Origin of the sequence: Rhizobium sp. BK049 (genome assembly GCF_014193135.1) — a bacterium.
Taxonomy (GTDB): domain Bacteria; phylum Pseudomonadota; class Alphaproteobacteria; order Rhizobiales; family Rhizobiaceae; genus Rhizobium.
Genome location: NZ_JACHYV010000008.1, coordinates 106431 through 122146, shown reverse-complemented (window position 1 = coordinate 122146; position 15716 = coordinate 106431). Strand labels below are relative to the sequence as shown.

At 60.7% G+C, this 15716-nt stretch carries 15 protein-coding genes and 1 tRNA gene; 4 read left to right on the top strand and 12 right to left on the bottom strand.

Annotation, left to right across the window (positions count from 1 at the left end):
* Positions 1-17: 17 nt before the first annotated feature.
* The 4 genes from tig to FHT70_RS11000 all read right to left on the bottom strand — a co-directional run bounded on the left by tig (position 18) and on the right by FHT70_RS11000 (position 3601).
* Positions 18-1502, bottom strand: a complete 1485-nt coding sequence (gene tig / locus FHT70_RS11015) for a trigger factor (protein ID WP_183700937.1) — start codon at positions 1500-1502, stop codon at positions 18-20.
* A 180-nt stretch (positions 1503-1682) separates the two neighbouring features.
* Positions 1683-1767: transfer RNA gene (locus FHT70_RS11010), tRNA-Leu, on the bottom strand.
* A gap of 152 nt (positions 1768-1919) precedes the next feature.
* Positions 1920-2510: a GDYXXLXY domain-containing protein gene (locus FHT70_RS11005; protein WP_183700935.1), complete on the bottom strand. Its 591-nt coding sequence runs from the start codon at positions 2508-2510 to the stop codon at positions 1920-1922.
* Positions 2507-3601, bottom strand: a complete 1095-nt coding sequence (locus FHT70_RS11000; RefSeq protein ID WP_183700933.1) for a DUF2157 domain-containing protein — start codon at positions 3599-3601, stop codon at positions 2507-2509. Before FHT70_RS11000 ends, FHT70_RS11005 begins: the two co-directional genes overlap by 4 nt.
* Before the next feature lie 886 nt (positions 3602-4487).
* Between FHT70_RS11000 and FHT70_RS10995 the strand changes: the two genes are divergently transcribed.
* The 3 genes from FHT70_RS10995 (at position 4488) to trmFO (ending at position 6616) form a co-directional block, all read left to right on the top strand.
* Positions 4488-4634, top strand: a complete 147-nt coding sequence (locus FHT70_RS10995; protein ID WP_004678838.1) for a DUF1127 domain-containing protein — start codon at positions 4488-4490, stop codon at positions 4632-4634.
* A 299-nt stretch (positions 4635-4933) separates the two neighbouring features.
* Entirely contained in the window at positions 4934-5077 is a 144-nt protein-coding gene (locus FHT70_RS10990) for a DUF1127 domain-containing protein (protein ID WP_085777942.1), read from the top strand.
* Between the two features lie 105 nt (positions 5078-5182).
* The gene (gene trmFO, locus FHT70_RS10985; protein ID WP_183700931.1) at positions 5183-6616 is read left to right on the top strand and encodes a methylenetetrahydrofolate--tRNA-(uracil(54)-C(5))-methyltransferase (FADH(2)-oxidizing) TrmFO; all 1434 of its coding nucleotides are present in this window, start codon (positions 5183-5185) and stop codon (positions 6614-6616) included.
* Between the two features lie 9 nt (positions 6617-6625).
* Here the strand turns inward: trmFO and FHT70_RS10980 are convergent, their stop codons facing one another.
* From FHT70_RS10980 to yajC, 5 genes are all read right to left on the bottom strand, one after another.
* Positions 6626-7093 (bottom strand): hypothetical protein, encoded by a 468-nt coding sequence (locus tag FHT70_RS10980; RefSeq protein ID WP_183700930.1) that lies wholly within the window; start codon positions 7091-7093, stop codon positions 6626-6628.
* 71 nt (positions 7094-7164) lie between these two features.
* Positions 7165-8022: a phytoene/squalene synthase family protein gene (locus tag FHT70_RS10975; RefSeq protein ID WP_183700929.1), complete on the bottom strand. Its 858-nt coding sequence runs from the start codon at positions 8020-8022 to the stop codon at positions 7165-7167.
* A 2-nt stretch (positions 8023-8024) separates the two neighbouring features.
* The gene (locus FHT70_RS10970; RefSeq protein WP_183700927.1) at positions 8025-8411 is read right to left on the bottom strand and encodes an Mth938-like domain-containing protein; all 387 of its coding nucleotides are present in this window, start codon (positions 8409-8411) and stop codon (positions 8025-8027) included.
* 4 nt (positions 8412-8415) lie between these two features.
* Positions 8416-10956 (bottom strand): protein translocase subunit SecDF, encoded by a 2541-nt coding sequence (secDF, locus tag FHT70_RS10965; RefSeq protein ID WP_183700925.1) that lies wholly within the window; start codon positions 10954-10956, stop codon positions 8416-8418.
* Positions 10957-11001: 45 nt separating this feature from the next.
* Positions 11002-11349: a preprotein translocase subunit YajC gene (gene yajC, locus FHT70_RS10960; RefSeq protein ID WP_064696006.1), complete on the bottom strand. Its 348-nt coding sequence runs from the start codon at positions 11347-11349 to the stop codon at positions 11002-11004.
* 205 nt (positions 11350-11554) lie between these two features.
* On the opposite strand from yajC, the gene FHT70_RS10955 reads away from it, so the two are divergent.
* Positions 11555-12427, top strand: coding sequence for an ATP-binding protein (locus tag FHT70_RS10955; RefSeq protein WP_097598742.1), 873 nt, complete (start codon positions 11555-11557; stop codon positions 12425-12427).
* 89 nt (positions 12428-12516) lie between these two features.
* Here FHT70_RS10955 and FHT70_RS10950 read toward each other — a convergent pair whose 3' ends face one another.
* From FHT70_RS10950 to surE, 3 genes are all read right to left on the bottom strand, one after another.
* Positions 12517-14106: a peptidoglycan DD-metalloendopeptidase family protein gene (locus tag FHT70_RS10950; protein ID WP_183700923.1), complete on the bottom strand. Its 1590-nt coding sequence runs from the start codon at positions 14104-14106 to the stop codon at positions 12517-12519.
* A gap of 184 nt (positions 14107-14290) precedes the next feature.
* Complete coding sequence (locus FHT70_RS10945) at positions 14291-14944, bottom strand: protein-L-isoaspartate(D-aspartate) O-methyltransferase (RefSeq protein ID WP_183700921.1); 654 nt, start codon at positions 14942-14944, stop codon at positions 14291-14293.
* Complete coding sequence (gene surE, locus FHT70_RS10940; RefSeq protein WP_085777934.1) at positions 14941-15714, bottom strand: 5'/3'-nucleotidase SurE; 774 nt, start codon at positions 15712-15714, stop codon at positions 14941-14943. Before surE ends, FHT70_RS10945 begins: the two co-directional genes overlap by 4 nt.
* Positions 15715-15716: the final 2 nt, after the last annotated feature.

The following is a 15716-nucleotide window of genomic DNA, read 5'->3' as shown; positions in this document are numbered from 1 at the left end:
TCAGAACTGAAAAGCGATTATTCGGCGCTTTCGTCAGCCGCCTTCTTCTTCGGTGCAGCCTTCTTCTTCGGCGCGGCTTCTTCGCCTTCACCGGCGTCGGCAGCTTCGGCCTTGGCGGAAGCCTTCTTCTTCGGCGCGGCCTTCTTGGTCTCGGCCTTCGTCTCGCCTTCTTCCTCGGCGAGCAGTTCTTCCTTCGTCACCTTCTTGTCGGTAACGTCGATTTCGGTCAGCAGGTGATCGATGACCTTCTCTTCGAAGATCGGGGCGCGGATCGAAGCGGCGGCGCCCGGCTGGCTGCGGAAGAATTCGAGGATCTGCTTTTCCTGGCCCGGATACTGGCGCAGCTGATCGTAGATGGCGCGCTGCATTTCGTCTTCGGTGACTTCGACGCCGGCCTTTTCGCCGATTTCGGAGAGAACGAGGCCGAGGCGGACGCGACGCTCGGCGAGCGTCTTGTATTCCTCACGCGCCTTCTCTTCGGTCGTGTCTTCGTCCTCGAAGGTCTTGCCCGACTGGGCAAGGTCGTTGTTCACCTGGCTCCAGATGCCGTTGTACTCGGCATCGACGAGCGAAGCCGGGGTCTCGAACTTGTACATCTCGTCAAGCTGATCGAGGATCTGACGCTTCAGCTTCTGGCGGGTCAGCGAGCCGTACTGCGATTCGATCTGGCCACGGACGATCTCCTTCAGGCGATCGGCAGATTCGATGCCGAGCTTGGAGGCGAGCTCGTCGTTGATTTCGACAGCGCCCGGAGCTGCGACATCCTTGACCGTGATGTCGAAGGTCGCTTCCTTGCCGGCGAGGTTCTTGGCCGGATAGTCGGCTGGGAAGGTGACGGTGATGGTCTTTTCTTCACCGGCCTTGACGCCGACGAGCTGGTCTTCGAAGCCCGGAATGAAACGGCCGGAACCGATTACCAGTTCGGCGCCCTGGTCGGTGCCGCCTTCGAAGGCTTCGCCGTCGACCTTGCCGACGTAATCCATGGTGACGCGGTCGCCGTTTGCGGCCTTGCCGGTCTTGCTCTCGTAGGAGCGGGCGCTTTCGGCGACCTTCAGGACCTGCTCGTTGACTTCCTCATCCGAGATATCGATGACTTCGCGCGTAACCTTGATGCCCTTGACGGACTTAAGCTCAATCGGCGGCAGCACTTCGTAGGACAGCGTGAATTCGAAATCCTGCTGGGCGGTGAGGATCTTGTCGGCCTCGTCCTTGTCCTCAGTCATGGCGATTTCCGGCTGCGTGGCCGACTTCTCGCCGCGGCTGGACAGGATAGCGGCGGGCTGCTCGCGGACGATCTCGTTGACGAGATCGGCCATGATCGACTTGCCGTAAACCTTCTTCAGGTGAGCAGCGGGGACCTTGCCCGGACGGAAGCCGTTGATGCGGACCTTGTCCTTCACATCGGCAAGACGCTCATTCATCTTGTCTTCCATGTCCTTGGCCGGGATAACGACCTTGATTTCGCGCTTCAGCCCTTCAGCGAGCGTTTCGATAACCTGCATGTCTTCCTACCTTCATGTCGTGGCGGCCGTGCCCAGACGCCGTTCGTTTCTATGAGCACGACGCCGGCAGCGTGCCGCGCGTGGCTTTTCCCAATTCCTGCATCATTCCGCCCAAGGGGGAACGGCACTCGCTTCCGGGTATCAGGGGACTAAGTTCTTAGTCTCCCCCTGCAAACAGCCTGGTGCGGGTAGAGAGACTTGAACTCCCACGCCTTGCGGCACCAGAACCTAAATCTGGCGTGTCTACCAATTTCACCATACCCGCGTTCACAGAACCGCATGCCTATGCCTGCGCATGAGGCCTTCCGAAGCGCGGCGTCTCTATATCACCCGATTTGGTCGAGGCAAAGGAAAAATGAACGTCCAATGACAGGCTATTCAAGGCCCAAAGCCGCCCTGCCCCGAGGGCTTCGGAGATCAGTAAAGCGGTTCGTCGTAGACCGGCTTGCCGTCGACGAGCAGGCTGCGAATCTGCGCGCTTCCATCCGGCGAGACCCTCACCACTATGGCGACGTTGCCATCGTTGCGGGCCTCCTCGATCGGTTTGCCCTGACCTTCCGGAACATAATAGCGTTCGATGCCGTATTCGACCCGGATGCTGTCGCCGGCGGCCATCCCGCCGCTATAGAAGGGCTTGCTGCGCAGGATCACCGTCTCCGGCTGCGGCGGCAGCGCCTGGAAAGACGATTCGCTCACCGTCCAGAAACCGTCCGCCTGCTTCTTCAACCGGACCCACAGCGTGCGTTCGCCGAGTTCTGCGGGAACGCCACCGGAGATCGTCCGTACCGGCACGGTGGAAATGTCGTAATTCAAGACGACATAATCACCGCGCAGGAAATCGCGAGGATCGACAGGGGCGGTCTTCAGCAGGACCTCGGCGCCGCTGCTGAGGATCGACGCACGGCTCTGGATGATCGTGCCGAGGATTAAAGTCTGCAAGCCGGCGACGATGATCGCCGAAATGAGATATCCCTTCCCGGACTGCAGCCTTGCCATCAACGAGCTCATGCGCGCGCCTCCCGTGAAAAGCGCCGCTCGAGACGGATGACGATCCAGGCGACGAGCGCCACTACGAGACCGGAGAACAGGAAGAGGCTCGACGTGCCGAGAATCGAGCCGACGGTAACGGAGGCGAGATAGAGCATCTCCGCGGCAAAGGTCGTGTAGGCGAGATAACGCACCGCGCCGTTATCCCTGCCCTGCAGAGCGATCGCCAGCACGGCAGCGGCGAGCGTCGCCACCCCGAGCACCACCAGCCGCCAGCCTTGCTCGATCTCGATATGCAGCAGCAGCAAGCCAATGACGGCGATGAGGAAGCTGTAGAAAGCCGGCGCTGCGCCGGCACTCCTGACGAGGGAAGAGATACGGGGGTGCGGCAAGGCTGTCAGCGCGAACACCGCCATGCCGCCGATCGCGAAGGCGAGCGCCACCGCGATCTCCTCATAAAGAGTATAGAGCCAGGCGAGCCAGCCGATCAACAGCAGATAGGCGAGATGACGGGCGCGCTCGGCACCGGTGTAACGCACCAGTGCGACTGTGATCACCGCCATGACCGGCGCCATCCAGGGATCAAACCCGATCCAATGCGTGTCGTTGTTCTCGAGATAGATGGCGAAGGACGCCCACGAGAGAAAGCCCGCGACGACGACGACCGCGCCCGAGCGGAACAGGATCGCCGAGATCGTCGCAATCGCGAACCAGAGATACATCACGGTTTGCTCGTCGCCGGAGAGATGATACATCTGCCCGACCAGCGAAATCGCGCCACCGAAGCTCACCGCGCCGATGACCAGCAGCCCGCTTGCTGCCGCTGTCGCACCTCGGGCAAACATGGAGGCGGCGGCAATGTGCACAGCCCAGATCAGCGCGAGAATTGCGCCGACCCGGACGAGCCGCGGAATGGCCTCCCAGTTGGACGCGACGACCAGCAGGACGGCAGCAGCAAGCAGCACCGCCGCCAGCGCCATCAGCACTCGACCCAGGCTGAAACTTGCCGGACGGCTGTCATATTCGGTGAGAAGCTTGGCCGCCGTTTCCTGTCCAATCAGACCCTTGCCCACCCAGAGCGAGAGATCCCGCTCCAATCTGCCGCGATACATACCTCCACCCCTCATTTCCGTGTCGCTCGCTCCGGCGCTACGGCTTCCATCGTTATAGCCGCAGCAGCCGGCTTCGCAAACGCCCGTCGCGGCGACAAATATGCAAATTCCTCAGTGGTCTAATTTGGGTCAGATGTTAACCGGGCGCTAACGTCGCAACTGCTAATATGAGCATATGAAAGACAGACATGCGGTTTATGCATACCCCTTATGTATTTATTGCACTGCAAAATACCAATTAGTCATACTATTTACCGCTCTATCGAAGCACGGGGATGGCGCCCCGGCCCGGTTTTCCGGATGCTCACGGACGCTTTGTTCGTGATGAGATTCGCAGCCGCGCACTCCTCCTCCCAAGCGCGCTGTGATAGACTGGCAACACTCCTCCTCCCAGTTGCCAGTCAATATAACGCGCCCGCCGGATCCTCCCCCGGCGGGCGTTCTTTTTGACAATTGTATCTTAGACGATTCAAGCACTTAACGGCATCCGAGCTGCGGCACTGCCACCAAAGCGAGATGTCGAAGTCCCCGTCGCGTGAAGCTGCGGGACCCCATCGCGATCCATCGCTTTGCCATTGGCATTGAGACGAATGAACAGCCAGTCGATTCAGCGCGAAACGCCAACGGACTGATCGTTAGCGGGGCGGCTTTGTTTCATCGCAAGGCGAGTGAGCGGGAGAAAGGGCGGCTTTCTCCAGCGATTATTTTGCCTATTCGTTGACCAGAATGCGGTAAGATTATGTAAAGCATTGCACAGCTCGCATGGGTGACTTGAAAACTTGGCTGTTTTCGTTCTTCGCGACGCAACATATATTCCGGCCATCAAATAGAGGTCAGCGCCGATCGGTGGCCGCTGGCAGATCAAACCCTAGGAAGGGGGCTTAACATGAACATCACTCGCTCTTTCAACAACTGGCGCAAGTATCGTCAGACCGTCACGGAACTCGGCCGCATGACCAACCGCGAATTGCATGACCTCGGCATTGACCGTTCGGACATCCATCGCGTCGCTCGCGAAGCTTCTTCTCGCTAATTCAAGGCGATCGCTACTTCCTCCCAAGCAGATCGCAAATGATTGAAACGCCCGCTGCACCGCAGCGGGCGTTTTCTTTTGCAAGCAATGCACTTCCGCTCCAGTTGCGACCTTCCCCGTTCTTTCGTCCGCTTAAAAAATATTCACCGCTCAAATTGCGAGCATCATCGTGCACAATTGCATGGCAGACGCCTCTTATTTGCACTGCACAATGCGACCGATATCGCCTATATAAACATCAACCGCAGAGAGACAGGCGATCCCGCCGTCCCGCGGATATTTGTTCGAGGAAGAAGACAATGAACCCGATCCGTATCGCAAAAAGCTGGCTCAGCTATCGTCGTACAATCAACGAACTCGGCAGCCTGTCGAACCAGACCCTGTCTGATATCGGTGTCAGCCGCTACGACATCCGCAACATCGCATCCCGCTCTTTCCGTTAATCGCGGGTCTCGCAACGGGCACGATGTTTCAAGACGGCGCCATTATGGGCGCCGTTTTTGATTCCGGGTGTTGGATCGCACCTGCCGACATGATATCAGCCCGGAATGAACACGATCTCCTCCTACTCCCCTATCCACGTCGTCGGCGGCGGGCTTGCCGGTTCGGAAGCCGCGTGGCAGATCGCCAGTGTCGGCGTACCCGTCATTCTGCATGAGATGCGCGGCGTGCGCGGCACGGATGCGCACAAGACCGACGGTCTTGCCGAACTCGTTTGCTCCAATTCCTTCCGTTCCGACGATGCGACCAGCAATGCCGTCGGCGTCATCCATGCGGAAATGCGCATGGCGGGGTCGCTGATCATGGCCGCGGCCGACCGCCACCAGGTACCGGCCGGCGGCGCGCTCGCCGTCGATCGCGACGGCTTCTCCGAGGCAGTCACCAAGGCAATCCACGACCATCCGCTCATCACCGTCGTGCGCGAAGAGATCACCGGCCTGCCGCCGCGTGAGTGGGATCTAGCCATCGTCGCCACCGGACCGCTGACGGCGCCGTCGCTCGCAGCCGCGATACAGGCGGAGACCGGTGAGGATTCGCTTGCTTTCTTCGACGCCATTGCGCCGATCGTCTACCGCGACAGCATCGACATGGATATCTGCTGGTATCAGTCGCGCTACGACAAGATCGGCCCCGGCGGCACCGGCAAGGACTACATCAACTGCCCGATGGACGAGGCGCAATACAATGCCTTCGTCGACGCGTTGATTGCAGGCGACACGGTCGGTTTCAAGGAATGGGAAGGCACCCCCTATTTCGACGGCTGCCTGCCGATCGAGGTCATGGCCGAACGCGGCCGCGAGACACTGCGCCACGGGCCGATGAAGCCGATGGGTTTGACGAACGCGCATAACCCGACCGTCAAGGCCTATGCCGTCGTGCAGCTGCGGCAGGACAATGCGCTCGGCACTCTCTACAACATGGTCGGCTTTCAGACGAAGCTGAAATACGGCGCGCAGGCGGAAATCTTCCGGATGATTCCGGGTCTTCAAAATGCGGAATTTGCCCGGCTCGGCGGCCTGCACCGCAATACCTACATCAATTCCCCCACCCTGCTCGATCCGTCGCTGACGCTGAAATCACGGTCGGGCTTGCGTTTTGCCGGCCAGATCACCGGCTGCGAGGGGTATGTGGAAAGCGCCAGCGTCGGGCTGATGGCCGGGCGTTTCGCCGCTGCCGAACGCAAGGGTGAGGCAATCTCGCTGCCACCGGCGACGACGGCACTCGGTTCGCTGCTCGGTCATATCACCGGCGGGCATATCGTCACCGACGAGGAGCCGGGCAAGCGATCGTTCCAGCCGATGAATATCAATTTCGGACTGTTTCCCGAACTCGAGCCGGGCTCGATCGTCAAGCCCGAGGGCGTCAAGCGCTTTCGCGGCAAGGACAAAACGATCATGAAACGGCAGTTGATCGCACGTCGCGCGCTTGCCGACTGCGCCGCCTGGCTCGGTCAGACACCGACCTTTGCCGAAAGTGCCTAAGCAGCTGTTCTACTGCTTGTTGGCGGCGGAAATACTGTCGGATGGCAGATCCTTATCCGGCTCGGCGATGTAATTGCCGAGCAGCCAGAGCGCCACTTCGGAAGCCTCCTTCGGCGAGGCAAACTCGAATTTGCCGTTGTGGCTGGGTGCATCGAGAAATTCGATCGCCAACCCCCTGCCCGTCTCCGTGCTTACGGCACGCACACGGCCGGGCTCTATCAGATGGCAGGAGAAATGGCGTGCCATGTTGCGCATGAGGCCGGCCTTGTTGTCGTGCAGGCGCACGAAAATCGCCTGCCCGTTTTCCGTCGCCTGCAGCTGGCGGATCGCCTCGTTGGGAAAGGCGCGGCCGAACTCGATGATGGCCAGACCCGTGTCGTGCAGACTGTCTTCCTTGTTTTGCGCGGCCATGCGTGTGGCTGCGAAAGCAAAGAAGATGACGATGGCGAAAAGGACGCACCAGACGATAATGCCCACGCCGAGTCTCCGTTCAAAGCATAGTGGTGAAGGCGTTATAGCGCGCGAGACTTGCGCGAATTTGAACGATATCAGATTTTCCGACGGCCCGCTGACAGCGCCATTCTGAGCTGGCGGCGCCATTGCGGCGGCTGCAGCGGCCGGTCGAACAGGAGAGAACCCTGCCTCTGCGCCTTGAGGAGCACCGGTTCGGCCAAAGTCGCGGGAAGGAAAGCAGGGAACACGGCTGACGCAATCGATCCTGCCCCTCTCGCCTTTGCCAGATGCTCAAGGCCCAGCCCGGCGAAGGCCTCGATGGCGGCGGAGATGCGCGATCGGTCTTCGCCGGCGAGGAAGGCGTCGCGGTCGAGCCCGGTGGCGGAAAGGATCTGCAGCGGAATATAGAGCTGGCCGCGGCGGCGATGCAGCGGCATCAGCAGCAACAGCCCGGCAATCGCCTGTGCGACGCCGGCATGGCCGGCGGCATCCGCCGATCGCGGTGCCTCCTCCGGCGAAAGCACGAGGCTTGCGAGCTGGATCAGCGCGGAGGCCGTTTCGCCGGCATAACCTTCGAGCGAGACCCGCGTCTCCATCGGATCGTCATAAAGGTCGAAAGTGCGGGCGTCGATCATGTCGACCAGCGTCTTGCGCGGCAGGCGATGGGTTTCGATCGCCGTCAGAAGTGCGGCGGCGATGGGATTGGCTGCCGTCGAGCCATGCGCGCTGCCTTCCAGCAGGTCGCGCCAGTATTGCATGCGCACTTCGCCAGGCAGCGGCTCGTGCACCAGATCGCGGATGCGGGCAAGCTCCGCATTGAACGCGTAAAGGGCCGCCAGCGCGCCGCGCTTCTCCTGCGGCGACAGGAGACAGGCGAGATAACGGTCGCGATCGTTGTCGCGCAGCATCGCCAGGCAGATGTCCTGGTTCGTCGCTAGTTTCGCATCAGCCATCGTCAGACCGCAATCAATGCCGCTGCGACGGCGCGCTGCTCCGACAGCATGATGTTGAAGGTGCGTACCGCGGCACCCGTGCTCATCGGATCGGAAGAAATGCCGCGCGCCTTCAGCACCTGTTTCAATTCGTCGGGCAGACGGCGAAGCTCGGTTCCGGTGCCGACGAGCAGAACCTCGATATCGGCGGCCTCATCAAGCACACGGCTGAAGTTTTCAGGCGTCAGCGGCTTCGATACGTCCATGTCCCAGCCGTAAATGCCGGAGGGCAGGCAAAGGATCGAGCCGCGATGCGACATATCGGCAAAACGGAAACCGCCATTGCCGTAGGTGTCGATCGGAGCCCGGCCAGGAAAATGCGCCGCGCGGATTTCTATGCCTTTTGCCATGTTTTCAAACCACCGTGCCAGATTTTACACCAGCATCCGTCTTGTTGCTCTCTTCGCCGTCGGGAACCTCCGGCCGCAGCCGGAAGACGATCAAGACGGGAGCCGCGATATAGATCGAAGAGAAAGTGCCGAGCGCGACTCCGAAGAGCATCGCAAAGGAGAAGGAGCGGATGACGTCGCCGCCGAACAGATAGAGCGCCAGCAAGGCGAGCAACGTCGTAGCCGCCGTCAGGACGGTGCGCGACAATGTCTGGTTGATCGAGGCATCGATCAGGATCGGCAGCGGCATCTTCCTGTATCGTACGAGATTCTCGCGCATCCGGTCATAGACGACGACCGTGTCGTTCAGGGAGTAACCGACGATGGTCAGCACGGCGGCGATGCTCGTCAGGTTGAACTCGATGCCGGTCAGCACGAAAAGCCCGAGCATGATGATGACGTCGTGCAGCGTGGCAATAATGGCGCCAATGGCGAACTGCCATTCAAAACGGATCCATATGTAGATCAGGATCGCCGCGAGTGCGGCTGCGACACCAAGCGTCGCCATCGTCGTCAATTCGCCCGAAATGGCGGGGCCGACGACCTCGACGCGGCGGAAATCATAGTCTGTCTCGAGTTCGCCGCGCACCAGCGTCGCCGCCGATTGCTCGGCGTTCTCGCCGCCCCCTTGGGAGGCGATGCGGATGCGCGCGTTCGACGGCCCGCCCGTACGCTCGACACTGACCTCGCCAATATTGAGATCGTCAAGGCGTGATTTAAGATCAGCGATGTCGGCATTGCCCTGTTTCGCCGTCACCTCGATGAGAGAGCCGCCCGTGAAATCGATCCCGAGCTGCAGGCCAACGGTGGCAAAGGCCGCCATGGCGATCAGCGAGATCACTGCCGAGGCCGTGAAGACGTAACGGCGGATCCCCATGAAACGCACATTGGCGTGCTCGAAAAGCTGCGCGAGAACGCTCTTCGGCAGATGCCTGGGATGGCGCGCTTTCAGCCAGGCGGCAACGATCGAGCGTGTCACCGTGAAAGCCATGATGACTGTCGTCAGAATGCCGACCGCCAGCGTCACCGCGAAACCGCGAATGGACTCGCTGCCGAGAAACAGAAGGATGATTGCGGCGATAAAGATCGTGACATTCGCGTCGACGATCGTTGCGAAGGCGCGCGAGAAGCCGCGGCCGACGGCCTGTGCAAAGGAGGAGCTGGTTCTTTCCTCTTCGCGGATGCGCTCATAGATCAGCACGTTGGAATCGACCGCCATGCCGACGATAAGCACGATGCCGGCAATACCAGGCAAAGTCAGCGTGGCGCCGGCAAGGCTGAGTGCAGCGACGATGAAGATCAGATTGAAGAAGAGCGAGACGACGGCGATGGCGCCGAGAATACGGTAGAGCGCGATCATCAGCGCTGCGACCAGTACGACGGCGACGAGACCGGCAACCAGGCCGGAGAAGATGGAATCGGCGCCGAAGCTTGGGCTGACGCTGCGCTCCTCGACGCTGGTCAACGTCGCCGGCATGGCGCCAGCGCGCAGCATTACCGCAAGGTCGCGAACGCCATCCTCGGAGAAATTAGCCGAAATCCGGCCCTCGCCGCCAGTGATCGCCGCATCGATGACCGGCGCAGCCATCACCTGTTCGTCAAAGACGATGGCAAGGTGCTTGCCGATATTTTGCGCTGTCGCCTGCGCCAGCCGCTGGGTGCCCTCCGCATCGAGGCGATAGTCAATCAAGGTATCCTGCGTCTGCGGATCGACGACAGGCTCGATATCGACCATGTTGCTGCCGGTGACGAATGCCGTGCGGTCGACGAGATAGGGAACAGGTGGATCGTCGATCGAATAGAGCACCTGCGAGCTGGCCGGCCAGCGGCCGTTCAGCGCCTCCTGTCCCGACATGCTTTCGTCGAGCAGATGAAAGGAAAGCTTTGCCGGCTGGTTCAGAATATTCTTCAGCCGCTCCGCATCGACGAATCCCAGCACCTGCACGACGATCCGGTCGTCGCCATCGGGGCGAACCTGAAAGTCTTTATAGCCGAAGCCAGCGATGCGGCGACCGACGATATCGAGCGATCGGCTGCGGGCCGAGGCGACGTCGGTGGTGATGCCGGCATCGGATATCTGCAGTGAGAGCTGCCCTTCCTCGCCCTGCCGCAGCGCAAGGCCGGTGCCTGAATGTTCGTCACCTGATGTCAGAGGCTTCAGAAGATCGACTGCCTTTTTCGTCTCTGCCGGATCGGTAATCCGGACAGTGACAGTCTGGCCGTTGCCGGTCAGCCCGGTATAGCGGATGCCGGCACCTCTCAGCGCCTTTCGCACATTCGCGACCGTCTCTTCCAACCGGTCTTTGACGATATCGGAACGCTCGACCTTCAGAACGATGTGCGAACCGCCCTGCAGGTCAAGACCGAGTGTCACGTGGTCGTTTTGCCACCATCCCGGCAGAGAAGAGCGCTGCGCCTCGCTCAGGAGATTGGGCGCAGCAACGACGACGGCCGCAAATGCAACCAGCCAAATCAGAAGTGTTTTCAAGCGGGAAAAATGCAACATTCTCTCGACGATCTTCCGATCCGGCGGCTCCGCCGTTATCGCTTGTTACGCCGCGTCGGCCTTGACAGGCTCACCCTTGACGCGAACGTCAGAAATGCCGCTGCGGACGATGCGCACGCGAACGCCTTCGGCAATCTCGACCTCGACTTCCTTATCGTCGACGACCTTCGTCACCTTGCCGACGAGACCACCGCCGGTCACGATCTGGTCGCCACGGCGGATCGCCTTCAGAGTTTCCTCACGCTTCTTGGCCTGCGCGCGCTGCGGCCGGATCAGCAGAAAATACCAGACGACCATCAGCGGCACGAACAGGATGATCATTTCGAAACCGGAACCGCCGAATCCTGTTGCGGTATCGGTCGCAGTCTGGGCGAATGCCGGGGTGATGAACATGCTAAACTCCTCAGGCTTCTATGGCGGAACTCCGCCTGCTTTTCAGGTTGCCGGACTATAGTTGCAGCTTGGATGAATGCAACAGAAACAGCCGGGAACAGTACCGATTCCGCTGCCTCATAACCTTTCCGCTGGCAAAACGCCATGGTAGGCGGCATCGAAAGATCAAAGCGGCTTGCCGCAGCGAGAAATCAGGAGGCCCATGATGACCGAGGAAATCAACACCGCCCTGCTTGCCGAACTGAAAAGGCTCGCTGACGCCGTGCAGCGTCTGGCCGGACCGGCACCTGCCGTCAACGATTGGAATGCGGCCGACTGTTTCGTCTGGGCACCGTCGCGTCAGTATCTGCAGCCGGTGAAGAAGCCGAACCGGGTGGCGCTGAAACTCATCCGCGGTGTCGACCACGTGCGCGACATCCTGCATGAGAATACGGTGCGGTTCGCCGAGGGTTATGCCGCCAACAACGTGCTTCTCTGGGGCGCGCGCGGCATGGGCAAATCCTCGCTTGTCAAGGCCGTGCATGAGGATGTCAGGCGCGAGAGCGGCGTCCCGCTGAAGCTGGTCGAGGTTCATCGCGAGGATATTGCGAGCCTGCCCAACCTGCTCGACCTGCTGAAGGACACGCCGTACCGTGTGATCGTCTTCTGCGACGACCTCTCCTTCGATCACGACGACACCGCCTACAAGTCACTGAAGGCGGCACTCGATGGCGGGGTCGAAGGGCGGCCCGACAATGTGCTCTTCTACGCAACGTCAAATCGGCGCCATCTTCTGCCGCGTCACATGATGGAAAACGAACAGTCGACGGCGATCAATCCATCGGAGGCCGTCGAGGAAAAGGTTTCGCTGTCCGACCGCTTCGGTCTTTGGCTCGGCTTTCACAAATGCAGCCAGGAAGACTATCTCGGCATGATTGACGGCTATGCCGATCACTTCAAGCTCGGTCTCGACCGTGACAAGATGCATGCCGAGGCGCTGGAATGGGCAACGACACGCGGTGCGCGCTCCGGCCGCGTGGCCTGGCAATATATCCAGGATCTGGCCGGACGTATGCGCGTTCATATCGACCGGGCGTAGGCGCCTCTCCCGAAGCGGAACGGACGAGATCTAAAAATGACAAAAGCCCGGCTGGCGGCCGGGCTTTTGCGCTCCCTGGTACGCTATACCTATTCCAGGAAAGTCATCGGATTGACCGGCGAGGCGTCCTTGCGGACCTCGAAATGGACCTGCGGCTGCTTGACGTCGCCGCTCATGCCGGAGACGGCGACGGTCTGCCCGCGCTGAATCTTCTGACCACGGGTGACGCTCAGCGTGTCGGCGTTGCCGTAGACGGTGACGGTGCCGTCGTCGTGACGGACGAGTACCGTATTGCCGAGCTCCTTCAGGCCGTTACCGGCATAAATGACAACGCCGTTCTCCGCGGCTTTGATCGGAGTGCCCTGCGGCACCGAGATATCGATGCCGTCATTGCGGTTGCCGTTGACGTTGGCGCCGTAGGCGGCAATCACCTGACCGCGGACCGGCCAGCGATATTTGCCGATGCCGGTCGATTCCGGTGCGTCGGAGTTGACGTCGGACTTCTTCTCGACATCGTCAACGGACTGGGTGGCGATCGGCGCCTTGTAAGGCGCGGGCTGAACGGAGGCGGTCTGTTGGGCGGGCGCCGGATCAGCCGGCTTCGACTCGACCTTCTCAGCCGGGATCGAGGCGGTCTTGACAGTATCTGCACTGCCATTCGGAAGCTTCAGGGCCTGTCCGACACGCAGCGAATTCGCCGAAAGATTGTTGGCCGCCTTGAGATCGTCGATGTTGGTGCCTGTCGCCTTTGCGATCTTCGCCAGCGAATCGCCCTGCTTGACGACATAGCTGCCGGCCGGCGTCTTCGGGTCCTTGCCGGCGCCAACGGGAACCTTGCCGGTGGGATCGGCGCTCGCCATGGTCTTGTCCCGGGCGGAATTGGCACCGGGGACGACAGCGACCTTCTGTTCCGGCGCCTTGGCCGGGTCCGGCATATTGCCGGGCTTGGAAAGATCAGCCGCCTGCGAAGCCGCCTTGGCGGCATTGCCGCCATTCAAAGTCGGGATCAGGATTGCCTGGCCAGGTTTAGCGGCAGAAGCCATCTTCAGATTATTGACGCGCAGGATTTCCTTTTCCGGAACGCCAAAGCGCCGCGATAACGTCGCAATGCTCTCACCCGGGCGCAGCGTGACGGAAGGTGCGTTGGTCGCGGACCAACCGGAAACCTTCGGCGTCGTGCCCGTCGTCAAAGAATCGGGCGTCGGCTTCGGGGCAGCGGGCGCTACGAGCCGCTGCTTATCAAGCTGCGCCGAAGCGGGGAACGGCTGGGCAAGCGCGACTTCCTTTTCCCGCTGGCGGGACGGCGCCGCGGCCGTCGGAGCGGCGAGATCGGAACGCTGTATCGAGACCGGCGAGGAAGCCATGCGTGCGCTCGACGTGCGCACCGGCTCGTAACTCTGACGCGCCGGATAGGGCTGATTTAGCGTATTATTGCCGCCGCCGTAACCGGACTGACTGACAACGGCGGAACCGCCGAGATCGGCGCGCGGCACCGGATCGCCTTGCTGACCGCTGGGCGGAATGGAACTGGTGGTAATCTGATCCCGCCCCGAGGAGGAAAACAAGCCGCCGAACCGTGTCACATCGGAACTGCAGCCTGTTGCGGTACTCGCCAGCAGGCCAACAACCAGGAGATTACCGGCCGACTTACTGAACTTCGGCGAAAGACTGAAACGCATTGACTCGACCCACTGAGAACGCAACCATTTGTGAGTCTATTAAAACGCGTTAGTGTTACCACGCGGTTAAGAGGCTGGAATCAGTGCGATATTTTTGAGAAGTTGATAACCATAGCTTACGGGTGAAAAATCGTAGTGCCTGGAAGGTGATCCCGAAAAGTGCGCGGTCTTTCAGACGCTGCCTCTACAGCAGCGATGCAAGACGCGGAACAATCGGCAGATAAGGGGCTTCGAACAGTTCCTCGCGTTCGAAACGGCTGCCGGTTTTCGTCAGCCGCACCATGCGACACTCATTCTCGGAAATCATCAGCGGCGCAATCATCGAACCACCGGAAACGAGTTGGTCGGTATAAAAGCGCGGCATGGCATTGAATGCGGCGGTGACCAGAATGCGGTCGAAAGTGCCCTCTCCCTGCATGCCGGCGCTGCCGTCGGCGTGGCGGATGACAACATTGCGTAGACCGAGCGATTCCATGCGCCGCTGTGCAGCCGTCGTCAGCGTCTTATAGCGGTCGATCGACAGAACACGCTCGGCCAGACGGCCCATGACAGCGGCAGTGAAGCCGCTGCCGGTGCCGACTTCCAGGACGCGCTGCCCCGGTTTGAGCTTCAGGTGATGCAGCATGCGGACGACAAAATCGATGCCTTCAAGGAAAGAGCCGCATTCGATCGGTATCGTCCGGCTCGAATAGGCGTCGTCTGAAAATTGCGGCGGCACGAACAGCGAGCGCTGTGTCTGCTCGACCGCCGTCAGCAGATCGAGATCAGAGATGCCTTCGGCACGCAGTCTGAGGACGAGCGCCGCAAAGCCCTCCTTCTCCGCCAGTCTTGCCGTCAAACTTGTGCTCCGTATCCCAAGGCCCGCGCCACGCGGTCCGTCACGGAATAATCGGTCAGATCCAGTTTCAAAGGCGTTACCGAAATCTTGTTATGCTTCAGGGCGTGAATATCGGTGCCTTCGATGAAGGCGCCGGCGCGTTCGCCGAACTTCAGCCAGTAATAGGGGAAGCCCCGGCCGTCGGAGCGGGCGTCGACCTGCAGGTTGAAGGCGAGCTTGCCCTGCATGGTGACCTCGGCGCCGTCGACCTCGTCGGGGCGGCAGTTTGGGAAGTTGAGATTGAGGAACGTACCGTCCGGCAGGTCCAGCACCATCAGTTTTTCCAGAAGAGCCGGTGCATGTGCTTCGCAGACCTCCCAGGGCACGATGCGCGCGCCGTCCTCGTAAAGATAAGCTTGGCTCAGCGCAAAGGAGCGCACGCCCTGCATCGTGCCTTCGATGGCGCCGGCGATCGTGCCGGAATAGGTCACGTCGTCTGCGACGTTTGAACCGGAATTAACGCCGGAGAGGACAAGATCAGGTTTGATGTCCATTACCTGGCGGATGCCCATGATGACGCAATCCGTCGGCGTGCCGCGCAAGGCGAAATGCTTGTCGGAAATCTTGCGCAGCCGCAACGGCTCGGACAGGCTCAGCGAATGGGCCAGACCGCTCTGGTCGGTCTCGGGCGCCACGATCCAGACGTCATCGGACAGAGTGCGGGCGATCCGCTCCAGCGCGGCAAGGCCTTCGGCATGGATGCCATCGTCATTCGTGAGCAGGATGCGCATCG